This window comes from Pseudomonas zeae (genome assembly GCF_014268485.2).
GTDB classification, from domain to species: domain Bacteria; phylum Pseudomonadota; class Gammaproteobacteria; order Pseudomonadales; family Pseudomonadaceae; genus Aquipseudomonas; species Aquipseudomonas neuropathica.
On the sequence record NZ_CP077090.1, the window covers coordinates 3356043 to 3380543 of the forward strand.

Genomic DNA, 24501 nt, shown 5'->3' on the forward strand with positions numbered 1-24501 from the left:
AAGGGCGCCCCTGGGAACGACGGCGCCAAGGGCCAAAGCGTAGAGAAACCGTCATCACGGGAGAATCACCCGCGCGCGCAACAGCGCGTTGCGCGAGAAGCAACGCTTGCGCCGTTGCACCGGACGCATCACTGCGTTGCTCGCCGCGTGGATTCTGCGCGTCGCCACAGGGCCGTAGCCTTGGCAGCACTTTCCTGAACTCAATGAGGTGTCATCATGCTCACGGGCAACCCGGCCGTTGCGGCAAATGCCGAACAGCCAACTTCACTGTCCGGCCTGATGGTCGCGTTCCTGGCATTTTGCTGTGGCGCGGTCGTGGCCAATCTTTACTACGCGCAGCCGATCGTCGAACTGATTGCACCGCAGATCGGTCTGTCCAGCGCTAATGCCAGCCTGATCGTTTCGCTGACGCAATTTGGCTACGCGCTGGGCCTGTTACTGCTGGTGCCGCTGGCCGACCTGATGGAAAACCGCCGGCTGGTGGTCGGCTTCACTTTGGCGGCGAGCGTCACATTGCTGTGCGCCGGGCTGACCCATTCACCGTCGATGTTCCTGCTGTTGTCTTTACTGATCGGTCTGACCTCGGTGGCCGTGCAGATCCTTGTGCCGTTGGCGGCACACCTGGCGCCCGAGGCCAGTCGTGGCCGCGTCGTCGGCAATATCATGAGCGGTCTGCTGCTGGGCATTCTGTTGTCGCGGCCACTGTCGAGCCTGTTGGTTGAAGTGTTCGGCTGGCGCGGGGTGTTTTACAGCGCGGCGGCCCTGATGGCGGTCATCGCGCTGGTCACTGCGGTGGCGCTGCCGCGTCGGCTGCCGACGCATAAAGCTTCGTATGCTGCGTTGATCGGTTCGGTGTTTGCCTTGGCCCGGCGCTATCCGCTGTTGCGTCAGCGCTCGCTGTATCAAGGGCTGCTGTTTGCCAGTTTCAGCCTGTTCTGGACTCTCGCGCCGATTGAACTGATGCGTCACCACGGCTTCACTCAGGCACACGTCGCGATCTTCGCGCTGGTCGGTGCGGTGGGTGCCATTGCGGCGCCGATTGCCGGGCGTCTGGCCGATGCCGGGCATGGTCGTCGCGGCACGCTGGTCGCATTGCTGCTGGCGCCGGTTTCGCTGCTGATCGCTGCGCTCCCGGGCAGCGGCTATGTCTGGCTGGTGGTGTGCGCGGTGCTGCTGGATTTCGCCGTGCAATTGAACATGGTGCTCGGCCAGCGTGAGGTGTACGCCCTCGATCCGCACAGCCGTGCGCGCCTGAACGCCGTGTACATGACCAGTATTTTCGTCGGCGGCGCGCTGGGATCGCTGGTTGCGAGTCCGTTGTACGAGCATTTCGGCTGGAACCTGTCCGCCGTCGCGGTGGCGCTGTTGCCAGCGCTGGCGCTCGGCTTGTTCCTGAGTCGCCAGGCCGATGTCTGAACAACCGGCGAGTGCGGGCAAGCACGGCGGTACAAGACGAGGGGGGAACAGTGATGCACAATCATCCGCGTTCCCTTTCGACCGGACTCCGCTTATGGACAAGTTGCTGGCACTGAAGATGTTTGTGGAAACCGTGCGCTGCGGGGGCTATTCCTCGGCAGCGCGCAAACTCGGGATATCAACGTCGTCAGTGACCCGGCAAGTCGCGGGGCTGGAACACGAGCTGGGCGCGAGCCTGCTCAATCGCACCACGCGCAACACCAGCGTGACCGTTGCCGGCCAGACCTATTTCGAAAAAGCCGTGGCGATTCTCGACGCGATTGATGAAGCCGATGCCGTCGTTGCCGATCGTGGCGCCGAAGCGCAGGGCCGTCTGCGTATCAGCGTGCCGGTGGAGTTCGGCCGGCGCCTGATTGCGCCGCACCTGAGCCGCTTGCTTGAGCGGCATCCGGGACTTGAGATCAGTCTGTCGCTGAGCGATCAGGTCAGCGACCTGCTCAGCGAGCAGATCGATGTTTCGGTGCGACTGGGGTCGTCGGTGGTCAGTGAAGACATCGTCAGCAAACGCGTGGGGCAGTTCGAACGCTGGGTGGTGGCGAGTCCGGCGTATCTGGCGCGGAGTGCGGCGCTCTGTCACCCACGGGATTTGCTGGAGCATCAATGCCTGCGTTTCGATTACGGCGGCACCCACCAGCACTGGACTTTTCAGAATGAAGACGCGCCCATTCAGCTCAACGTGCATGGGCGCCTGCAAAGCAATAATGCCGACATCCTGCGCGAAGCCGCCATCGGCGGCGGCGGGGTGACGCTGCTGGCCGACTGGCTGGTACGCGACGACGTGGCAGCCGGCCGGCTGACCCGCTTGCTTGAGCAGTACGAGGTCAATCCCGGCAGCGCCAGCACGTGCATCAACGCGTTGTATTTACCCAATCACCGAGGGTCCAGCCGGATCAATGTGTTTATCGATTTCCTCATGGAAATTCTCAGCCCGGTGGCCGCAACCACGCCCGCAGCGTGACCCCTGCGGCTCAACGGCGCCCGGTCCGCGTACTCACATCCACCCAAACTGCCAGCACCAAAATGCTGCCCTTGACGATCATCTGCCAATAGCTGTCGACGTCAAGCATCGACATGCCGTTGTCCAGACTGGTAATGACCAGCGCGCCGAGGAGGGCGCCGTACACCGTGCCGGAACCGCCGCGCATGGAAGTACCGCCGATAAAGCAGGCGGCGATGGCGTCGAGTTCGCCCATGCTCCCGGCCGAGGGCGAACCGGCGGCGAGGCGCGCGGTGTTGACCACGCCGGCGAGGGCGCACATCACGCCCATGATCCCGAAAATCCACAGCTTCACCGCCTGCACATTGATCCCGGACAGGCGCGTCGCTTCCATGTTGCTGCCCACGGCATAGACGCGCCGCCCGAACACGGTCTGACTGGTCACGTAGCTGAACACGCCCAGCAGAATCAGCAACAGCAGGACCGGCACGGGAATGCCGTCATAGCTGTTCAGCGTCTGCACGAAAGCGGCGAGCACGGCGCCGATCACCAACACGCGGACGACATCACGCACCAACGAATGCGCCGCGAGGCCGTGCAGGGCGCGATTGCGCCGCTGTTTCCAGGTCAGGAACACCGTCAGCGCGAACAACAGAATGCCCAGGCCGGTGCCGATCGCGTGGGGCAGGTAGCCCTGGCCAATGTAGACGAGTTCAGGCGATACCGGCGCGATGGTCGTGCCGCCGGTAATCCCCAGCAGAATCCCGCGAAACGCCAGCATGCCGCCCAGACCGACGATAAACGAGGGGATGCGCAGATAAGCCGCCATGTAACCGTTGGCGAGGCCAATCATCAGGCCACACAGGGCGACCAGACTCAGGTTCGCCAACAGCGGAATGTGGTAGACCACATCGAGAATCGCCGCGAGACCCCCGAGCAGACCGAGCAACGAGCCGACCGACAAATCGATCTCGCCGCTGATGATCACCAGCACCATGCCGCAGGCGAGAATGCCGGTGATCGACATTTGCCGCAGCAGATTGGAAAGATTGCGCGGGGTCAGGAATCCGCCCTCGGTCTGCCAGCTGAAGAACAGCCAGATCAGCACCACGGCAAACACCAGCGCGAGCATTTTGTAGCGGGTGAACAGTTGTTTGACCTGATTCATTTACGCGGTTTTCCGATCATTATTGTTATGGCTGCCAGGTTGGCTGAGGGCGGCGGCAAGCACCTGTTCCTGGGTGAGTTCATGGTTGATGAAGTCACCACGCAACTGGCCTTCGCCGATCACCAGCACGCGGTCGGAAACGCCAAGCACTTCGGCCAGTTCCGACGAGACCATGATGATCGACACGCCGGCAGCGGCCAGTGCGCCCATCAACTTGTAGATTTCGTATTTGGCGCCGACGTCCACACCTCGGGTCGGCTCATCGAGAATCAGTACCCGGGGTTTGGCCAGCAGCATCTTCGCCAGCACGGCTTTTTGCTGATTGCCCCCCGAGAGGCTGGTGATCGGCAGGAACGGGCTGGCGGTCTTGAGGTGCAGGCGCGAGATTTCCCGATCAATGCAGCCCAGTTCGGCTTCGGCATCGATGCGGGTCAGTTTTGAGTAGTTGTCCAGCACGGCGAGGGTGATGTTCTGGCCAACGCCTAGGTCAGGAATAATGCCTTGGCGCTTGCGGTCCTCCGGCACCAGGCACAGGCCGGCACGGATGGACTTGAGCGGCGTGCGCGTGTCGATGGCTTGCCCGTCCAGCCAGACTTCGCCCTCGTGGCGCCCGGGGTAAGCGCCGAACAGCGCGGTCACCAGTTCGGTGCGGCCTGCGCCGACCAGCCCGGCGATACCAAGGATCTCGCCGCGTTTGAGCACGAAGGAAACATCGTCGACCCGTTTGCGCTTGGGGTTGTCGATGTCGTAGCAGGTGATATGCCGGGCCTCGAAAATCACCTCGCCAATAGCGTGCGGCTCGGAGGGGTAGAGGTTGCTCATTTCGCGGCCGACCATCTGGGTGATGATCTGCGCAATATCCATGTCGGCCATGGCGGTGGTAGCGATGTGTTTTCCGTCGCGGATCACCGAAATGGTGTCGCACACGGCGGCGACTTCATCGAGCTTGTGCGAGATGTAGACGCAGGCCACGCCTTTGGCTTTGAGGTCGCGAATGATGTCCAGCAACACCTCGATTTCCGAACGGCTTAAGGCCGATGAAGGCTCGTCGAGGATCAGCAGGCGGGCCTTCTTGTTCAGGGCCTTGGCGATTTCCACCAATTGCTGGTAGCCGCCGCCGTACTGCGAAACCGGCAGCGATACGTTCATGTCGGGGACTTTCAATTCGCGCATCAGGGCTTCGGCGCGGTGAATCATCGCCGGGTAATTCATGCGTCCGCCGGGCAGTGTCAGTTCGTGGCCCATGAAAATGTTTTCGGCCACCGACAGGTCGGGCACCAGCGTCAGTTCCTGGTGAATGATGACGATGCCGGCAGCTTCCGTTTCACTGATCGATTGCGCTCTGAGTGGTTGCCCGTCCCAGAGGATTTCACCGTCCCAGGTGCCGTGCGGGTAGACCGCCGAAAGGATCTTCATCAGCGTCGACTTGCCGGCGCCATTCTCGCCGCACAGGCCAACGCACTCGCCGGGCCTGACCTTGATGTCGATGCCGTTCAGCGCTTTGACACCGCCGAAGGTTTTGACGATGCCGTTCATTTGCAGCAGATAGTCGGACATGGAGAGGGCTCGTATATCAAAGACTCACACACCACGAAATCTGTGGGAGCGAGCCTGCTCGCGAAAGCGTCAGTTCAGACAATGCTTCGTTGACTGACACACCGCATTCGCGAGCAGGCTCGCTCCCACAAGGGTTTTCGTATAACCGGGGATTTGTGATGGGGTCACTTCCCGGCAATCTGCGCCTTGGTGTAGAAGCCGTCCTGTTCGAGCAGGTCGATGTTGTCCTTGGTCAGCGGGGTTGGCGTGAGCAGGATGGTGTCGACTTTTTTGCTGCCGTTGTCGTACTGCGAGCTGAAGGCGGGTTTTTCGTTGCGCGCCAGTTGTACCGAGAGCTTGGCGGCTTCGCTGGCGATGAGTTTCAGCGGCTTGTAGACGGTCATGGTTTGCGTGCCGGCGATCACACGTTTGACAGCAGCAAGGTCGGCGTCCTGCCCGGAAATCGGCACCTTGCCGGCCAGTTGCTGCGCCGCCAGTGCCTGAATGGCGCCACCGGCCGTGGCGTCGTTGGAAGCGACGATACCGTCGATTTTGTTGTCGTTGCGGGTCAGGGCGTTTTCAACAATGCTCAGCGCCTCGGTCGGGTTCCATTCCTTCACCCACTGTTGGCCGACGATCTTGATATCGCCCTTGTCGATGGCCGGTTGCAGCACTTTCATCTGGCCTTCGCGGAGGATTTTGGCGTTGTTGTCGGTGGGCGCACCACCGAGCAAAAAGTAATTGCCCTTGGGCGCCGCTTTCAGTACACCGCTGGCCTGCATCTCGCCGACTTTTTCGTTATCGAAGGAAATGTACGCGTCGACATCGGCGTTGAGAATCAGCCGATCATAGGACACGACTTTGATTCCGGCTTTCTTCGCTTCGGCCACCGCGTTGGTCAGCACCGTGGCGTTGAACGGAACGATGACGATGACATCGACACCCCGGGAAATCAGGTTTTCGATCTGGGATATCTGTTTTTGCTCGTTGGCATCGGCCGACTGTACGAAGACCTTGGCGTCCATTTTTTCCGCTGCCGCGACGAAGTAATCACGGTCACGCGACCAGCGTTCCAGGCGCAGGTCATCAATGGAGAAACCGATTTTCGGGTGGGCAGCATCAGCCATCACCGGCAGTGACAGCAGCGCCAGGGCAGTGGCCAATAGCGTGCGTTTTACGTTCTTCATATGGGGCGTCCTTTTATTGTTGTTGGAAAGACACGGCCTGACGATGAGTATCGGGCTGGTAAAACTGTAGAGAATCCGCAGACGCCGCAGGCACAGAATTGTCGTGCAATTGTCACAGCGTCGAAGCGCCGGCAGATTCCCGTAGCAATCAGCGATAGAGGTAGCGGTTGACGATGTTCTCGAGCATTTCCTGGCGGCCGCTGACGGCTTGCGGGTTCAACTCGTTGGTGAACGCGAGCTCGGCCAACGACTCAAGGTTGAAGTCACCCGTCAACACCGCCTGCCCGAACGGCTGCTGCCAACCGGCGTAGCGTTGGTCCTTGAGCCGTTGCAGCGCGTCGTTCTGCACCATGGCCGCTGCGCGCTCTAGCGACAGGGCGAGAACGTCCATGGCGCCGACGTGGCCATGGAACAGATCGATCTGATCGAGGCTCTGGCGGCGCACCTTGGAGTCGAAGTTGAAACCGCCATTCTTGAACCCGCCGGCCTTGAGGATTTCATAGGTGGCCAAGGTCATTTCTTCGACGCTGTTGGGGAATTGGTCGGTGTCCCAGCCGTTTTGCGGATCGCCACGGTTGGCGTCGATGCTGCCGAAAATCCCCAAGGAAACGGCCGTCGCAATTTCGTGATGGAAGCTATGCCCGGCCAGGGTCGCGTGGTTGGCTTCGATGTTGACCTTGATTTCGTGTTCCAGCCCGAACTGCTGAAGAAAGCCGAACACGGTGGCGCTGTCGTAATCGTATTGGTGCTTGGTCGGCTCCTGCGGCTTGGGTTCGATCAGCAGGTCGCCGGTGAAACCGATCTTGTGCTTGTGCTCGACCACCATGCGCATAAAGCGGCCCAGCTGTTCGCGTTCACGCTTCAAGTCCGTGTTGAGCAAGGTTTCATAGCCTTCGCGACCGCCCCATAACACGTAGTTGGCGCCTTTCAGGCGATGGGTCGCGTTCATGGCGCTGAACACCTGGGCAGCGGCGCAGGCGAACACTTCCGGATCGGGGTTGCTCGCGGCGCCGGCAGCGAAACGCGGGTTGCTGAAGCAATTGGCGGTGCCCCACAACAGCTTGATCCCGCTTTGTTCCTGATGTCGCTCGAGGTGATCAACCATCTGTGCGAAATGGTTGCGGTACTCCTTCAGGGACTGGCCTTCCGGGGCGACGTCCGTGTCATGGAAGCAGTAATAGTCGATACCCAGTTTGGAGAAGAATTCGAAGGCCGCGGCTGCTTTGCCGATCGCCAATTCCATGGGATCGCCGGCGTGTTGCCAAGGGCGCTTGAACGTCCCCGCACCGAACACATCGGAACCCGGCCAGACGAACGTGTGCCAGTAACAGGCGGCCATGCGCAGGTGTTCACGCATGGGTTTGCCGAGGATGAGTTTGTCGGCGTCGTAGTGACGAAAGGAGAGGGGGGAATCGCTATCTGGACCTTCGAAGCGAATCGGCTCGACATCAGGGAAATACTGCATGGACCTTGTCCTTGTTGTTCTTGGCGGTGTCTCGATACTAGCAACGGCCCCGGCCCTGCTGATTATGAAAAACATCAACACGGAGTGCGATTTTGCGTATTGAGCTTCTTCGACCAGGCGCCTAGTCTGTGTCAATCGCCTCTGTGACAAGGGGCTCGGGACAAGCATAAAAACAATGAAAACCGTACCGCCTGTTCACCGCATCGCTCTGTTGTTCAACGGCAGCAAGATCTACGACCGTGGCATCATCAGCGGCATCGGCAACTACCTGAGCAGCACTCGGGCCTCCTGGGACCTGTTTCTGGAAGAGGATTTTCTCTGTCGTTTGAAAGGCATCGAGCGCTGGCAGGGTGACGGGATCATCGCCGACTTCGACGATCCGTTGATTGGCGAGGCGTTGGCCGACATTCAGTTGCCGGTGGTGGCAGTAGGGGGCTCGTACGAGGATAAGCGCGCCTATCCGAAAGCGATTCCCTACGTCGCCACCGATAACAACGCACTGATAACGCTGGCCTACACGCACTTGATCGAGGCGGGACTGCAGCGTTTCGCCTGTTTCAGCCTGCCTGAAGCGCAAGCCAATCGCTGGGCGCAAGAGCGCGAAAAAGCCTTCCGCAAATTGATGAAACGCGATGGTCTGCACGGCGAAATCTATCGCGGCATGGGCACCAGCGCACCGCTGTGGGACAGCGCCGTCGAACAACTGATCGCCTGGTTGCAAAGCCTGCCCAAACCCATCGGCATCATCGCCGTCAGCGACGCCCGCGCGCGCCAGTTGCTGCAAGCCTGCCTGACCGCAGGCATTGCCGTGCCGGAGCAAGTGGCGTTGATCGGCATCGACAACGACCCACTGACCCGCAGCCTGACCCGCGTGCCGCTGAGCTCAGTCATCCAGGGCACCGAAACCATGGGCCGTACCGCCGCGCAATTACTCCATCAGATGCTCCATGGCATGCCGTCCACCGGTACACAAATCCTGATTCCTCCCGATGCGGTCAACGTGCAGGTGTCGAGCTTGCATCAGCCTTTGGGCAATCCCTACGTCATGCAGGCGCTGCTGTTCATCCGCCAATACGCTTGCCAAGGCATCAAAACGGCGCAGGTGGCGGCGTATGTCGGTGTGTCGCGCTCATCACTCGAAGCGCATTTCCGCGTCGAACGAGGCTGCAGCGTGCATGACGAGATCCTGCGTTTCAAACTGGCAGCGGCCACCAGCGGATTGAAAAATACTGACTCGGTGATTGCCGACGTTGCGCGCAGTTGCGGGTTTAAATCTGCGCAGTATCTGCACACGGTGTTTCGCCGGGAGTTTGGCTGTACGCCGCGGGAGTATCAGCAAGGGGCAGGGATGCGCTGATGGAATACCGGAAATGAGGTTAGAGTGGGCATCAATGTCTTGATTGTTGCGTGAACAATGAATCGTCCGCTGTTCGTTTCTCTGGATGGGCCCAAAGGTACCGGCAAAACCACACTGTTGGAGGCCGTTACGCAAGTACTGAGGGCGGGCAACCAGAAAGTCATCCGGCTTTGCGAGAAAAAAAGCGATCCGTTCAGGGGTGAAACCATGGCCTTGGTCAACACGCTGGCGAGAAATCCTTGCCGGGATCTGGAGTGGGCTGTGTGTCAGCGCCTTGCGGATAGCCGTCGCTGGATCTCCCAGAACGTTCTGACGAAGCAGCCGCTGGACAGCATCATCTTGATCGATCGCTGGTATCCCTCGGATGCCGCGTTTCGCCAAACCATCCCGTTTGCCGAGATTCTTCAATTGAATATCGAGCGAGACGTGCAGGTGCCAGATCTGCATGTCGGCGTCGTCACCGATCCGGATGTTTCGTGGGCGAGGGCGGCGACACGCTCGCGGGGACTGGGCGGCACCGTGATTCAGAAGTACGCCGCACATGTGGCGTGTACGGAAATGTTCGAGCAAGCGGTCAAGGATCACGGTTGGATGTTGTGCCGTAATGAAGGAACGGTTGAGGAGGCGACGATGCTGGTGGTTTCTCGGATCTATGAGGTGCTTGGGTTGAACGTCGAAGTGGATGCCAGGCTTGGCGCTCAGGGTATCGCGTAGACCTAGAACAGTTTTTTCGCCGTGTCGCTGGCAACCACCACGTGCGATTCACAGGAAGGCCAGAGGCTGTAGTTGATAGCTTGGTCGCAAACTACTCTCGGCATTACGAATAAACTTCTGCGCCGCCCGGTGCTCAATTGACGTAGTCATTGAAGGATTGCACATGATCGCTCGTTGGCGCTGCAACATGAAAAGGATCAACTGACCTCACTGGCTAGCAGAATCACACGGTAGGCTTATTGAGTTGGATTCTTCGGTTTAGTGGCAGCTTCTGCATTCTCGAGAAAGCCTCGCGCCAATTGCTGGTACAACTCAGGGCCCATTCTTGAACTGACAGCCTTGGCAATCAGGGCTACCGCCATGAGACTGATCACCATACTGTGGCTATCAATCATCTCCATCACAATGATTGCGGAGGTGATTGGCGACTGAGTAACGGCCGCCAGAAAACCAACCATGCAGAGTGCAATAGTGGGCTGCGCGGCCAGATGGAATAGCTCTGCGGTATTGGCGCCTACTGCGGCCCCTACAGCGAGCGAGGGAGCGAAAATGCCTCCGGGAATACCAGAGAAGTAGGTCACTACGGTCGCCAGGAAGCGAGTAATGGGAGCGTGCCATGGCAGGACTACATCAGATGCGATGACCTGAGAGGTAATGCCGTATCCACTACCAAACGACATTCCGCCACTCAGCCAACCCAATAGAGCGACGACCAATCCACAAATGCCGGCAAACCATACTGGGTGCAGGCGCCGCCATTGCCAGATGATGAACTGCGGATGCCGCTGTGGCCATAACAACATTCGACTAAATAAACCACCCAATAGCCCGCAACCAATCCCTATGACCAATGCCGGGACGACTATGTCGAGGTTGATGTCCTGAATGCCGAAATGACCGAAATAGTTGTAGTTTCCCTGTAAGGCAATGGCAACCATCCCAGACAGGATGATGGTGCTGAGCAGAACACCGCTGGTACGGGTTTCCAACTTGCGTCCCAGTTCTTCTACCGCGAATGCGATCCCGGCCAAGGGCGTATTGAATGCAGCCGCAATACCCGCAGCACCTCCCGCCAGAATGAGATCCTCGCTGCGCACGATTCGCGCATTGGGCAGGAAGCGGTGAAAGAAGTGCATGATGGATGCGGCAACCTGGACTGAGGGGCCTTCGCGTCCCGCCGAAAAGCCGCCCGTCAGCGCCAGAGTTCCGAGGCTTATTTTGGCGAAAGCAATGCGCAATGAAACCAGTCTGTTAATGGGCTTACCTTGACGCGCAAGTCGTGTTGCTGCAATTACCTGCGGAATTCCGCTGCCTTGGGCGCCGACGAAAAAGCGTGTTGTCAGCCAGACTACGAGCATGCCGATCAGTGGGGTGTAAACAAGAGGAAGCCACGCTCGCTCTGCGGTCTGTTGAGCAAACTGCGCCAGGGCTATGTCCGCGAGCCTTGCAAACGCCACCACCAGCAAGCCGGCTATGGTTGCCGCAATCCATAATGTGACTCTAGTACGCCAGCGCATGGAGGCGAAGCCTCGGCGTAACAGCATTATCGGTTTGATCACCCGAAGGGCTCCCCTTGAAGTCGCCATATTGACCGCAAGACTAACCAAATAAGCAGCTTGTTCCAAACAGCTTTGGCAGCGCCACAAGACAGGCTCTTTTGGCGCTTACAGGTATTCATCTATCCAGTGATAGGACTAATACCTCCAAAAAACCGGTGTAACGAGTACCAGCACGGTAAGTATCTCCAGCCGTCCCAGCAGCATGCCAATGGTCAGCAACCATTTTGCTGCGTCAGGTAATGATGAGAAGTTACCAGCGGGCCCAATGATTGTGCCCAAGCCTGGTCCCACGTTGCACACCGCCGTAGCAGCTCCGCTCAACGCTGTCGTCCAATCCAGTCCGATCAGGGCGAGTCCCAGAGCGATCACTGCAATGGTGATGGTGAAGAAAAATGAGAAGGTCAAAAGCGAACGCAAGATCTCTTCATCAATCGGATGGCCGTTGTATTTTTTCTGAATCACCGCACGAGGATGGATCAACTGCTTCAGGCTACTCACTAATAGAGCACCGGCAACCTGGAAACGGAAAATTTTAAGGCCACCAGCTGTTGAGCCTGAACACCCGCCGACGAAGGTCAGATAGAAAAAAAGCAAGACTGCGAAGCTGCCCCACAAGGTGTAATCACCTACAGCAATTCCGGTGGTCGTGACAACCGAGGTCACATTGACCGCCACGATACGAAACGCATCCCACCATCCGTAGTCGCTGTGGAAACACAGCCATGTCCCCACCGCTAGCCAAATCACAATCAGGAAACCAATAAACCCGCGTACCTGGTGATCCTTGAGCAGCGCACGCCGATTGCCGCGCAATGTCGCGACATAGAGGGTAAACGGCAGGCTACCCAGAATCATGATGACCACCGCGATCCAGTGAATCGCTGGCTGCGTCCAATGCCCAAGCGAGGCGTCAGAAGTAGAGAACCCGCCAGTCGAGATCAACGACATGGCATGGTTGACCGCTTCAAACGGCGTCATGCCGGCGATCCAGAGAGCTGCTGCCCCGGCGCCAGTGAGCCCAAAATAGAGAAAGAGAATGGACTTGGCTGCCACATGAGAGCGAGGTGTTACTTTCTCTGACCAGTCTGAGGACTCTGTCTGGAAAAGACGCATACCGCCCACTCGCAGCAGTGGAAGGATCGCCACAGCCATGCCGATGAAGCCGATACCACCCAACCAGTGCAGCATTGAGCGCCAGATCAACAATCCAGGTGAAGCGGTATCCAAACCACTCAAGACAGTTGAACCCGTGGTTGTAATGCCGGACATCGTTTCAAAAAAAGCGTCGGTGTAACTGATCTGACTGATGAACACCATCGGCAACGCCGCGAAGGTACATACCGCCACCCAACTGCAAGTCGTTAGTAGATACATATCTCTTGGACGAAGCTGGGCGTTGTCTGGACGACCTCGCGCTATCAACAGGAGGCCAGTGATGAAGGTAATCAAGCTCGACCAGAGGAAGGCCGACAGGTCATCGCTGCGCTCATAGGCAACCAGTGTGATCATGGGAATAGCCATGCTCACAGCCAGCGTTATTAGAAAAATACCCAGAATGAAACCGATGAGCCGTAGTGCTGCAAGTGACATGAAAGGAACCTACTGATTTAGCGCCGTGCAGTATTGGACGACGAACCCTTCAGCCCCGTAAATTTTGCGTAAAATTTTTCCCTCAACCCATTAGAAATGGCACCCCATTATGGGGGAGGAACTAGCTTGCTCAGGTTTTTTGAATAGCCTGATGAAGCTTTTATAGAAACAGGGTGAGCAAAACCGCGACTACCACACAGCTATCGCGGTTGTTCTGCGTTTTAACGGTTAGCGTCGGCCAAGCCAGCCTCGATGAAGCGAACGGAACTCTCCATAGCCTGCTGACCTTCTGGCAGCATGGTGGCGTAGAAGTGCCAGGCGTGGAACATCGCCGGCCATACTTCCAGGTTCACGCGAACTCGGTTATCAGCCAGGTGAGTTGCAAGGCGCATTGCATCGCTCAACATCAGCTCGTTCTCGCCGATCTGCACCAAGATTGGTGGAAGACCGGTGACGTCCGCGAACACAGGTGAGGCCAGAGGATGACTGGCCAATGTGTCGCCCAGGAATGCTCTGGCGAGGATGTCCAGGACAGGCTTGGAGTTCAGAGGATCCAGACCTTCACGGTCGCTCATGGAAGCACCGGTGTGTTCAAGGTTCGCCCATGGTGAGATGGAGGAGCCAACCGCAGGTAATGGAAGCCCCTTCGATTTCGCCGCAACCATGACGCTGACAACCATCGCGCCGCCAGCCGACTCGCCAGAGAACGCAATTTTGTAAGCCGGAATTTTCTGCTCAAGCAACCATTCGTAAGCGCGCAATGTGTCGTCAATAGAGGCTGGAAACTTGTGCTCAGGAGCGAGGCGGTAGTCCGGCATGTACACACGAGCACCGAGCATCTTCGCGTAGTTGCCGCCGATGCCGTGGTAGCCGTCTGGACGACCTACAATGTAGGCGCCGCCGTGGATGTACATCACGACCGCGTCGGTTTTGATCTCGTCCGGGGTAACCAGTGTGCCGGGTACGCCACCCATGTCGACTGCTTCGAATTTAACGCCAGCTGGCGCTGGATTTTGCGCGAGCATTTTTGCGTAAGAGTCGCGGATGTCGCTCATTTTTGTGGTGGTATCGATTCCCTTAAGAACGGGTACCAGATCGCTAAGGCTATTGGCCCAGGTTTGGACGGCTGCTTGGACTTTAGTGTTCATAATCACCTCAATTGATCGTTGGGAGTGGATTAGCTAATTGAGATACTATGCTTACTATTGGGGAACAGGGTTCCCCATAACAGGTGCCAAGCCGCCCGAACGTTGAGACCACCGAGGCCGTATGGAACTCCATAACCTGAATGATATTGCCGCGTTTGTGAGCTCGGTAAACGCTGGAAGCTTCACTGCGGCGGCAAAACAGCTTGGCCTTACGCGCTCTGCAGTGGGGAAGTCGATAGTCAGGCTCGAGGCTCGTTTACAGGTACGTTTACTGAATCGCACTACGCGCAGTTTAAGCATGACCGATGACGGCCAGGTTCTGTATGAGCGCTGTGTGGGCGTTCTTCAGGATCTGGACGACGTGGAGGATGCCCTTGCGTTTCGTCGTTCGACACCCAGTGGGCGACTGCGGATGAGTCTGCCGGTTGCGTTGGGCAGACTTCATGTCCTTCAACATATTGAGTGCTGTCTTAAGGATTGGCCCTCCCTGAGCGTGGATATCACCTTTTCTGACAGGCTGGTCGATCTGATCGATGAGGGATTTGATTTGGCCATGCGCATCGGGCCACCGAAGGAAGATTCTCGGTTGTTAACGCGCACTGTGGCCTACCAACAAATGATTACCTGCGCTTCACCCAAATATTTGGATCAGCATGCCGAGCCTAAAACGCCGGAGGATTTATCCGAGCACCAGTGCCTGCATTTCGTGAGTGGTGGGAGATTGCTTCCCTGGAATTTTCGCGTGAATGGTAGCGCTGTGTCCGTTACTCATGGTGGAAGGCTACAGATGGACAGTGCTGAGTCATTACACCAGTCAGCTGTCGCTGGCCTGGGTATCGCGACTCTTCCTTCCTACGTGGTGAACGACGATTTGAGGAGCGGCAAGCTTGTTCAATTGCTCGCTGGGTATGCAGAGGCCGCAGAGCCTATTCGGGTGATCTACCCTAGCAAGCGGCACCTCTCTCCAAAAATTCGACTCTTCATCGATAAGCTCGTGGAGGCTTGGTCACCATGCCCACCATGGGAGCATCACCTAGGGGAAGGCACTCACTCAGGTTGATCAGTGAGCGAGGTGCGTAATTGCAATTACAGAGGCAACGATGATGAATTCAACCTGGACAGATCAAGTGGCACTTGTGAGTGGAGCGGGCAGTGAGCTTGGAATCGGTATGGCCATTGCCCATCGTCTCGGCGCTCAAGGGGCCAAGTTGATCGTCACGGCAAGCAGCGCACGCATCAATGAGCGGGTTGCGGAGTTACGTGCCGCCGGCTTCGAAGCAGTGGGTCGACCGGTCGACTTGACTCAGGAAACTCAGGTGAGTGAATTCGTCGCTTGGGCTGAGGCCGTCTGGGGCCGCATCGATATTCTTGTAAATAATGCCGGTATGGCGATGCAAGGGAGTCCAGAACAGTTCTCCGAGTTCACGAGTACGAGCCTCGAAAGCTGGAATCTTTCCATCGCTAGAAATCTGACAACTGCGTTTCTGTTAACCCAAGGGGTGTTGCCTGGGATGCGAGCGAGAGGCTATGGCCGCATAGTGAACATCAGCTCAACTACCGGCACGCGGGCCAGTAATCCAGGGGAGGCTGCTTACAGTGCTGCAAAGGCGGGAATGGTAGGAATGAACATGAGTCTAGCCCTTGAGGTGGCTCATCAAGGTATCACGGTGAACTCAGTTGCCCCTGGCTGGATAGCTACAGGGTCGAGCACGCCTGATGAAGTCAAAGCTGCATGTTCTACGCCTCTCGGGAGAGCGGGGCGCCCAGACGAAGTGGCCGCAGCCGTTGTATTCCTGGCTTCACCTGAAGCGAGTTACATCACCGGTGAACTGCTCGTGGTGGATGGAGGCAATTGCCTGGTTGAGAACAAAGCGGGTTAAGACATTTTAATTCCTGAGAGGGACCTCAACGTTGCCTGAACTGCGCTGCGCCGACTCACTGCTCCAGCAAAAACCGCTCAATTTCCTCAACGGTACTGCGCGCCGTTCGGGTCACGCCGATCAGTGTCGCGGAAGCGGCACCAGTCCAGTCGCCATAACCCACCAACCACAAACGCGGTTCCTGAATCGAATGCGTACCTTTGACGGCCACGCGCCCGTCGGCGGAACACACGCCCAGTGATTCCAGATAGCCGAGGGCAGGGCGGAAGCCGGTGCACCAGATCACCGCGTCGACCGGCGTTTGCGAGCCATCAGCCCAAGTCACGCCGGTCTCGGTGAAGCGCAGGAACGGCCGAACCGCGTGCAACACGCCGCGCTCCCGTGCCTCAACGACTGGCGGCACCATCACGATATCGCCCAGGCCGCCAACGGGCTGTTCAATGACGATGCCGGCCAGTTGCGCTTTCCAGCGCTCGGTGGCTCGCTCGAAGAGCACGCGTCCATCAACGTCATCGGCAAGAAACTCTGGCGGCTGCGGAGTGACCCAAGTGGCATCGGCCACTTGCGAGACTTCAGCGAGGATCTGCGCACCGGAGTTGCCACCGCCCACCACCAGGACTTTTTTCCCCGCAAACGGCTTGGCGTTAACGTAATGGGCCGAATGCAATTGCTGACCCGTAAAGGTTTCGCTGCCTGGGTAATGCGGCAGGTAGGGATGACGCCAAGTGCCGGTCGCACTGACCACGGTACGGGCCAGCCAATTGCGACCCTGGGCTTTTACGTTGAGGTGATTGCCCCGACGTTCAATAGCGTTGACCCAGTAGGGCCGTTCGACAGGAAATTGGTAGCGTTGCTCATACTGGCGCAGGTAATCGAGTACGTTGTCGCGACTTGGGTAGCCGTCCGTGACGGTAGGCATCATCCAACCGGCGATGGAGCTCCAGGTCGACGGTGAAAACAGTCGCAGGGAATCCCAGCCATGCCGCCAGGCACCACCCGGTGCCGCTTCGGCATCTATAATCACAAAGGAACGCCCGGTACGGCGCAGGAAGTAAGCGACGGCGAGTGCAGACTGGCCACCGCCAATAATCGCAACATCCACTTCGGCAGGCATGGGGAATCCTTGGGTCAGCGAAAGTCAGGTCAAGTTAATCCATTTGAAGTGGACGTTTGTTGATGTTGCTCAATCGGCGGCGTTGTAATGTATATGATTTAACATAATATACATTATGCGAATCGCCATATAGAGGACTGGGGGCTCTGGAGGCCAGTTTTGAAGCCAGCCCGTGGCTGCGGCCACTGCGCAACAGTCCTGCCAAGCATTGCTTGGCGTTGATTCTCTTGCATGCTTGAATGCCGGCCTTTAGCAACGCTGTTGCTTCACTCATCACCGGAGAAACGGAATGTGGCTCTGTACAGACTGGAAAATTGACTGGAATGCAATCAGCGCCGTGGCTACTGCCATAGCCGCAATTATCGCACTGTTCGTTTGGCTATATGACAAACACCAAAGAAGTCGCGAGCGCAATGCCAGCGCTAGACTTCTAGCGCAGATCATGACGACACCTGTCGGAGCTGCACATGTCCAGATTTCTAAATTCAAGAGCGATCTCTTTCCAACTGGCAGTGAGCCCTTGATCGGCAGTTTGCTGCAGGACAAAAATGCGCGAAAGCAGCTGGTCGAAAAGGCATCAGCAATTACGATTGAGCTTCCATCCCAGTTTTTGGACAAAGCTGACTTCTTCAGTGAGGCTGTCAACAGCAGCCTGGCAAATGCATTTTCTGAAGTAAATCGTTTAAAACAGTTTGTCGGCTTATTCGGTGACTTGGCAGATAACGAGCGGCAAGACTTGATTGACCTCCACTTAGCGACGGTTCTCAACCAAATCAAAACGGCTGAGACAGCCGCTGAAGCTGCTTTTCAGGCTCTTTTGGTGGTTGGGCGAACCAGCCGGTAAACTGAACTCCCCTCCTTCGTTATGCATTAAGATTATAACTAAACTAAACATCTATTTAGTTGAGTTATATATTGATTAACCGCACGGGCAATTATTAAGCATCAAGGGATGATCCATTAAGTGGTTGCCCTCCTCCAAACGGCGTTCACGACACCCACACAGCCTGTAGGCCCTCATTCATGAAGCTTCAAAGTATTAGTTATCGCGGTATTCGTGCGCTCAATGCTAGCATCAATCCTTACAAAGCCGATATCCCAAAAGATACCGTTAATTTCGTGATTCCTTTTGCCGAGTTTGAAGTTGGTGATGTGAATGTGTTTATTGGCGAAAACGGTTCTGGAAAATCCTCGGTCATCGATATGATCCGGGCTTCCGCCTTTCCCGAGATACTCGCCACCCTTGTTAGGGAAAATCCTATCGGATATTGCCCGCCCGCCTATTGCCTGAGCTTTAAAAATGGCCATCGTGCCATTTATAGTTTTCCGTTTGCCCCATTCGATTTGAATCTGCCTGTCGATTTTGCTGGCTGTGAGACCTATTTTGTTCGAGGGTCGTTAATTGAGCAAACCGCACAGGATTTGCACAAGTATGATCCCGCCAAGCACAAGAAACTCCCTCCTCCTTTTCTACGCGAGGACCAACTGCACTATCGACACTGTGGGCAAGTTACACCGGTTATCGATACGCATTGCGTAGAAGAGCTCAATCGAGCCCGGGCCGACTTGGCGGGGCTAGCAGACCGAAGCAAAGATTTCAACGATCCCGGACTGCGTTATGTGGATGAAAACTCCTTGATCGACTGTGGTGACGGTACGGTAAAGGTATGCTTGGGTGACGACAGCGATGTCTTCAATCGCATCCCTGTGCAGTGTTTCCCTTCGGGATGGCAATCTTACGCCGCAACGGCCGCTTGGTTGGTTACGCGCCCTAAGGACTCCATCTGCCTGATCGAAGAGCCAGAAGTTCATCTCCACCCCAAACTGCAACGCCTGCTTTTACGTCGTCTGTTGGCCATTGCCGAGCAAAACGTGCTTCAACTATTTATTAGCACGCATTCCGCAGCGCTCATCAATAGCCTTGGCGCCAACGCTGATCGTAAGGTTGGCGTGAAATTATTCCAAACTACAAATGGTTTCGTTGATCCGGCACTTGATTTGGCACCTACGCTCGACGCCTTGGGCTATAAGGCCTCGGACATTCTGCAGAGCAACTGTGTAATTTGGGTTGAAGGTCCTTCCGACCGGATTTACCTTAATTATTGGATCAAAGGGCACAATGTTGACCTGTTCGAAGGTGTCCACTACACGATCATGTTCTACGGCGGGCGGCTTTTCAGCCACGTTTCTGGGGCTGAAGCTTCCGAGGAAACGCTAGATGACGGAGAAGCGGTCGACGACTTCATTTCGCTCAGATGCATAAACCGGCATTCAGCTATTGTGTTTGACAGTGACAAGGCAAGCTCCAACTCGCCTCTTTCGGAGACAAAGCTCCGATTGCAGAAAGAGTTCGGGAGCCAAGCATGGGTTACCCAGGGACGAGAAATAGAAAATTATCTGGACGAAGGGTTACTGTTCAATAGCATCAAAGCGGCCCACAAGCACGCAACGAACATACTTCAGACCGGTCAGTGGGCGAATCTGCTGAAGTATGAGATAGCCCCTGAACCGAATCAGGCCCGCCAGAAACCACGCACTGCCACCAAAGTAAAAGTTGCTCGGGATTACGTTAAAACCAATCCAAAGGTGGATTTTACTCCACTAGACTTACGTAAGCGCATCACCCACCTCTGTGATTTTATTGTACGGTCCAATCATTACGACCTATGAAAAACCGGCATGGGGAGCTGATCCAAAGGGCACTGCAATCAGTGCCCTGCCCTCACCTACCGATTAACAGTCAATACTGTTATTTCTGAGATTCAAGCGGACAGCGCGAGATTTCAGTCATAAGCGATTTGGGCAACTGTTGCCGCGTCAGTCCATGCAACCATGCCCGCTCTCCCCTTTTGAATGGCATCATAATGCTTTATCCGCACCTCAGCGTAAATCGAAGAGGTAGGGATCGCTCTTCCAGTTTTCGCTTACGCAGAGTGCCATTGGATAGCCAATGGCTCTGCTGTTTCGAGAAGCTGAGTGCGTATTTCGGCATGCACTCCGGCTTTGCTCCATTTAACAAGCAAAGGCGCCGTTAATTCGCCAATGCACCAATGCGCTGGCTGTATTCTCGTCCAATCAATATTGCTCCGCCTCTTAACGAAGTAGTGGAGAATGCCATTTCTCGTCTGTCCAACCCACCTTGGGCAAAGATCCTACCTCGGCCGTTGACGGACTCCAGCGCAAAGACAAACTCGGCATCTGCATTCACAGGGAGATTGGCGTTATGCGTTGCGAGAATAATCTGGCGACTGGATTTTGCCTGCCGTAGCAACGGGACTAGGACCTTTTAGATGAAGCTGAGGCCTGGCCACATGCTGATTGGATAACGAAGCACACTGGCGCCGCTACAGCGTTACGCGAGCGCAGCAGAGAAAAGCTCATGGGATTGCTAGAGGAGCTGGTGACGGGGTCTGAACTGCTCTTTGGACAGAGCGCTCAGAGAAATGAGGTGATCCGCGATCTTGATGCTGCCCACTCGGCACGCTTGCAGGTTTCGGGGTTGCAGTGCCCGTTGTTATCGCTACGCAGCACCGGGCGTCGTCCGCCAAAGGATCGTATTGGCCGAGTTGCCTGCTCATCTGGTACAGGGGCGGGGCACCAGCACTGCCGAGTACGGCCATCGGACGAGTATTGCGACCAGAAGCGTTTTTTCCCACGCGCCCCACACCGCAAGTCGATGTGGCATCACGGTCGGCCAATGGTCGGAGGTGAAAACTACGGGAAAGCGGTACAAGCGCCGCTCGCCGTCGTCCCGCGCTTCGCCGTAGGTGTCGAGGATTTGCCGCGCTAGTAAAGGATTGGCAAAGTCCTGGGCGCGTACGGTAACTCACGACAGATAATCCCGCCTGTGAGTTCATGGTGGTGTCTTGCATGACGCTCTAACCGTTCTGCGTGATGCTTGCATCGAATCTGCGCTGGCCCCCCTCAAGCGCTTCTTTTAGTGGCAAAATGACACAATTAACGAGCCACTTTTCTCGCACAACGGCGCGGGCACAACACAAACTCCGCCAAATTTTGTGTTGTGCCCCCAAGATCAAGGAAGAAAAAAATGATCCGATTAAAGCGGGGTCCCGTCCCGGATATCCTAAATTCCGAACGCGCTAACATGCTGCGAAAGGAAGCTGCCGATTTTTTCTCTCAACCGCGAGAACAACGGAGGCAGAAACGCTTTGAGTTTCAGAAGTATGCAGCGCAGTTAAACAGTGACATACGAAAGGCGCTGGCCGAATGTTTCCCTAGCAAGTGCGCCTACTGTGAGACCCCGGTCGAGAAACCTGAAATAGAGTTGTTTCGCCCCCGGCAGAGTGCCAGCAATCTGGACGGTTCTGTAGACGACGACTGCTATTGGTGGCTCGCGCATGACTGGTCGAACTACCTGCTCGCCTGCTCTCCCTGCAACACCTTAAAAGGGGCGCGCTTCCCCGTCGAAGGACTGCGTGCTGGGCCATATCCGACCAGCCTAGGCTTGACTGAAGAAGAAAGGCTGCTGCTCGATCCTTGCGAAGATGAGCCGTCTTCGTTACTGCTTTTTCTAGAGGATGGTCGTGTCACAAGTGACGACTTTCAGGGCTCGGCGACGATCGATGTACTCGGGCTCAATCGGGAGGCGTTGGTGCACGCACGTCGTCGTGATCTAGTAAACCTGAAACGGATTTTATCGGTACAAAAGATAGCCTTCGATTCGCCCTATTTGGTGGATGACCTACTGAGCGCAATGATTACGGATGACAGTCCGTATGCCGCCATGCGCAGACAGTTCGTAGCTACCTGGGCCGCTGAGGAGGCCCCTGCTGGTCCGCAAACGAGCAAGCTACTGCAACAACTGCAGCACCACCGCGGCGCAGTGACTGGGAGTCTTGTTGCAAGTCTGGATGACTTGAAGCTAGCGGCAGAACGTCTCACTAATACAACTGTGGGGATGGAGTCTTTTTCTGTATTGGAAGAGCGAATATCGAATGACTTCTACCGTAAAAGCCGTTTTATCGAACACTTCCAGTTGACCAATATCCGGTCATGCGAAAACGTAAGCCTACAGACCTCACTGGGAGCAGGAGGATCTGGGAAGTGGTTAGTGTTGCTGGGCGAAAATGGCACAGGCAAGAGCACAACCCTTCAAGCCCTTGCTTGCGCACTGGCGGGACAGGATGCCGTTGACGATCTCGATATCAAAGCGTCTGACCTGCTACGCAGCGGCTGCGAAACCGGTACAGTCAGCGTGCAATTGTCTAGCTTCTCCAGACCCATCGTCATGACGCTTAACGCAGCAAATAACAGCATCACTATTGATCCGCCTGAGCCCAAAGTCATGGTCCTGGCATATGGCGCAACTCGGTTATTAACACCGCATAAAAACAAGGCCCTGCCTCGCGCATCCGTTCACATTGCCAACCTCTTCAACCCGCTCGAACGTCTAAGTAACGGTCGCCCTTGGCTTTACGACACGGATGATCAAGAATTCGACCGGATAGCACGTGCATTGTCCGCCCTACTACCTCGTCCGGATGGCGCTCAGTTCTTTCGTTACAATAACGAAATCGTTGTAAAGTCCGCCGGAGTGATCGATACCCTGGAGGCACTTAGCAGCGGCTACCAGGCTGTACTTGCGTTGGCATTAGACATCATGAGCGTGCTGCGACGGGGCTGGCAAGATGCGGCCTCCGCTGAAGGGATAGTGTTGATCGATGAGATTGATGCCCATCTCCATCCGCGGTGGAAGATGCGCATTATTCAGCGCCTGCGTGAGGTCTTCCCTCGCCTGCAATTCATCGCCACAAGCCACGAGCCACTGACACTACGGGGTATAGAACGAGATGAAGTAGCGGTGTTGAAACGGACACTGAGTGGCGCAGTGAAGGTCATAACCGCAGAAACCGACGATCTGCCGTCACCTCGAAATATGACAGTGGGTCAATTGCTGACCTCTGACTTCTTTGGCCTGAACTCGGCCGAAGACCTCGAAATCGATACCCTGTTTGAGGAGTACTATCGACTGCTTGCCTCAAGGGAGCGAACTGTCGCAGATGAATTGCGTCTTGAGGAACTCCGTGAAGAGCTTGAATCAGGCCGCCAGTTAGGTTTGACTGAACGTGAACGCTTGGTTTTCGAAGCAGCCGATGCATACATTGCTGAACGAATGGCCAGGCGGCAGGCGTTACCGGAACAAATAAAGTTGGGAGCCCAACATCGTCTGCAACAGATATGGGCAACCCTGGACGAGCCTGACACGGTCCCCCCCCCACAACTGGGAACTGACAGGAAGTCACCCTTATGATCAGGGTAGAACGGGCGGAATGCCCACCTAGTTTGAATGGTCCTGATTCAAAAGGTAGCCGAGAGCGAGCAGCCGCACTTGTCGCGCAAGCGGCAGGTAGAAAAACAAAGTTCAAAGCGTATAGAGAGTCTGATGTCGTTCTCACTCTACGCGAGATGTTCAATAAGAAATGCGCTTACTGCGAGTTCAACTATGCAGCAGGCTCCCCCGAGGATATTGAGCATTTTCGTCCCAAAGGTGCCGTAGTCATCAACGGCCAACTTACCAAGCCAGGGTATTATTGGTTAGCCGCAGAGTGGAGCAATCTGTTGCCATCCTGCATCGATTGTAATCGCAAACGCTCCAAGGAGTTTGTGGTACCCAATCAAGCGTCCTCGGGAAAAGCCAACCTATTTCCCGTAGTGGACGAAGCACACCGATGGCGTAGCCATACCGCTCCCAACGTGAACGAGCAACCGTTGTTACTCAACCCCTGTGATGACTATCCCGACCAACACCTCGAGTTTCTAAATGACGGTTTGGTACGGGCAGTAGCCGATACCGCTGGAAATCCCAGCCCCAAAGGCGAAACCTCGATAGAGGTCTTCGGTCTGTTACGCCATGACCTTGTCGAACAGCGGGCCGCCAAGCAACTCATGATCAGAGCAGCCATCGAACGCGCCCTTGAGGCCGCCGAGATAGCCGAGGATACGGACGACATCACACGTAGAGAGAAATGGCTAAACCTTTCTGCAAATCTTCTAATGGACGCTCGGGCTCACTTAGACCCGCGACAACCGTATAGGGCAGCAAGCGAGGCGATTTTCCGCGAATATGGCATTCCGCTCTAGCCTAACTTGATCGCTCAAAAAATTGCCCAAACTGAATTGGTAAAGCAATGAGCACAACGATCAGCTACGCCCGGTGAGCGCGGCCTCGTTGCTGGGCCGAGGATGGGATGTAGGCGCATACCACTACGTCGCGTGCCCACGCTCGGCCTTCGCGTTTACAACAAGCACCGGATCAAACCAGCCAACGACGGACGCGGCCTTAACAACAGCGCCGGCACCGCACTGTTGTCACGAATGCCCAGAAGCAGCCCCACTTGCGACTCGTCCGC

The 24501-nt window shown here is 56.3% G+C and carries 18 protein-coding genes; 10 read left to right on the forward strand and 8 right to left on the reverse strand.

Features of this window, described 5'->3' with window-relative positions; translation table 11 throughout:
- The first annotated feature begins 216 nt into the window (after positions 1-216).
- The gene (locus tag HU754_RS14630; protein ID WP_186622294.1) at positions 217-1416 is read left to right on the forward strand and encodes an MFS transporter; all 1200 of its coding nucleotides are present in this window, start codon (positions 217-219) and stop codon (positions 1414-1416) included.
- A 94-nt stretch (positions 1417-1510) separates the two neighbouring features.
- Positions 1511-2434, forward strand: a complete 924-nt coding sequence (locus HU754_RS14635; protein WP_186622301.1) for a LysR family transcriptional regulator — start codon at positions 1511-1513, stop codon at positions 2432-2434.
- Positions 2435-2444: 10 nt separating this feature from the next.
- Here HU754_RS14635 and HU754_RS14640 read toward each other — a convergent pair whose 3' ends face one another.
- From HU754_RS14640 to xylA, 4 genes are all read right to left on the reverse strand, one after another.
- Positions 2445-3581: a sugar ABC transporter permease gene (locus HU754_RS14640; protein WP_093431645.1), complete on the reverse strand. Its 1137-nt coding sequence runs from the start codon at positions 3579-3581 to the stop codon at positions 2445-2447.
- Positions 3582-5138 carry a D-xylose ABC transporter ATP-binding protein gene (gene xylG / locus HU754_RS14645; RefSeq protein ID WP_186622303.1) on the reverse strand — a complete coding sequence of 519 codons (1557 nt, stop codon included), beginning with the start codon at positions 5136-5138 and terminating at the stop codon, positions 3582-3584.
- Positions 5139-5302: 164 nt separating this feature from the next.
- Positions 5303-6304 carry a D-xylose ABC transporter substrate-binding protein gene (gene xylF / locus HU754_RS14650; RefSeq protein WP_102899781.1) on the reverse strand — a complete coding sequence of 334 codons (1002 nt, stop codon included), beginning with the start codon at positions 6302-6304 and terminating at the stop codon, positions 5303-5305.
- Between the two features lie 148 nt (positions 6305-6452).
- Complete coding sequence (gene xylA / locus HU754_RS14655) at positions 6453-7769, reverse strand: xylose isomerase (protein ID WP_186622305.1); 1317 nt, start codon at positions 7767-7769, stop codon at positions 6453-6455.
- A gap of 175 nt (positions 7770-7944) precedes the next feature.
- Here xylA and HU754_RS14660 point away from each other — a divergent pair, with 175 nt between their 5' ends.
- Positions 7945-9126: a XylR family transcriptional regulator gene (locus HU754_RS14660; protein ID WP_116256155.1), complete on the forward strand. Its 1182-nt coding sequence runs from the start codon at positions 7945-7947 to the stop codon at positions 9124-9126.
- A 57-nt stretch (positions 9127-9183) separates the two neighbouring features.
- Positions 9184-9840, forward strand: a complete 657-nt coding sequence (locus tag HU754_RS14665; RefSeq protein WP_186622307.1) for a dTMP kinase — start codon at positions 9184-9186, stop codon at positions 9838-9840.
- Between the two features lie 236 nt (positions 9841-10076).
- Here the strand turns inward: HU754_RS14665 and HU754_RS14670 are convergent, their stop codons facing one another.
- The 3 genes from HU754_RS14670 to HU754_RS14680 all read right to left on the reverse strand — a co-directional run bounded on the left by HU754_RS14670 (position 10077) and on the right by HU754_RS14680 (position 14137).
- The gene (locus HU754_RS14670; RefSeq protein WP_186622309.1) at positions 10077-11399 is read right to left on the reverse strand and encodes a chloride channel protein; all 1323 of its coding nucleotides are present in this window, start codon (positions 11397-11399) and stop codon (positions 10077-10079) included.
- Between the two features lie 135 nt (positions 11400-11534).
- Positions 11535-12989 (reverse strand): TrkH family potassium uptake protein, encoded by a 1455-nt coding sequence (locus tag HU754_RS14675; protein ID WP_186622311.1) that lies wholly within the window; start codon positions 12987-12989, stop codon positions 11535-11537.
- Between the two features lie 221 nt (positions 12990-13210).
- Positions 13211-14137, reverse strand: a complete 927-nt coding sequence (locus HU754_RS14680; RefSeq protein ID WP_186622313.1) for an alpha/beta hydrolase — start codon at positions 14135-14137, stop codon at positions 13211-13213.
- A gap of 121 nt (positions 14138-14258) precedes the next feature.
- Between HU754_RS14680 and HU754_RS14685 the strand changes: the two genes are divergently transcribed.
- Together HU754_RS14685 and HU754_RS14690 are read left to right on the forward strand one after the other, a co-directional pair.
- Positions 14259-15197 (forward strand): LysR family transcriptional regulator, encoded by a 939-nt coding sequence (locus HU754_RS14685; RefSeq protein WP_116256157.1) that lies wholly within the window; start codon positions 14259-14261, stop codon positions 15195-15197.
- Between the two features lie 43 nt (positions 15198-15240).
- Positions 15241-16017, forward strand: a complete 777-nt coding sequence (locus tag HU754_RS14690; protein WP_186622457.1) for an SDR family NAD(P)-dependent oxidoreductase — start codon at positions 15241-15243, stop codon at positions 16015-16017.
- A gap of 55 nt (positions 16018-16072) precedes the next feature.
- Here HU754_RS14690 and HU754_RS14695 read toward each other — a convergent pair whose 3' ends face one another.
- Positions 16073-17131, reverse strand: coding sequence for an ArsO family NAD(P)H-dependent flavin-containing monooxygenase (locus tag HU754_RS14695; RefSeq protein ID WP_186622315.1), 1059 nt, complete (start codon positions 17129-17131; stop codon positions 16073-16075).
- Between the two features lie 289 nt (positions 17132-17420).
- On the opposite strand from HU754_RS14695, the gene HU754_RS14700 reads away from it, so the two are divergent.
- From HU754_RS14700 to HU754_RS14715, 4 genes are all read left to right on the forward strand, one after another.
- On the forward strand, positions 17421-17975 hold the full coding sequence (locus tag HU754_RS14700) for a hypothetical protein (RefSeq protein WP_186622317.1): 555 nt from the start codon (positions 17421-17423) through the stop codon (positions 17973-17975).
- A gap of 179 nt (positions 17976-18154) precedes the next feature.
- Positions 18155-19801 carry an ATP-dependent nuclease gene (locus tag HU754_RS14705; RefSeq protein ID WP_186622319.1) on the forward strand — a complete coding sequence of 549 codons (1647 nt, stop codon included), beginning with the start codon at positions 18155-18157 and terminating at the stop codon, positions 19799-19801.
- A 1378-nt stretch (positions 19802-21179) separates the two neighbouring features.
- Positions 21180-23402 carry an AAA family ATPase gene (locus HU754_RS14710; RefSeq protein ID WP_186622320.1) on the forward strand — a complete coding sequence of 741 codons (2223 nt, stop codon included), beginning with the start codon at positions 21180-21182 and terminating at the stop codon, positions 23400-23402.
- Positions 23399-24232 (forward strand): HNH endonuclease family protein, encoded by an 834-nt coding sequence (locus HU754_RS14715; RefSeq protein ID WP_186622322.1) that lies wholly within the window; start codon positions 23399-23401, stop codon positions 24230-24232. The genes HU754_RS14710 and HU754_RS14715 overlap by 4 nt, the downstream gene beginning before the upstream one ends.
- The last annotated feature ends 269 nt before the right edge of the window (positions 24233-24501 follow it).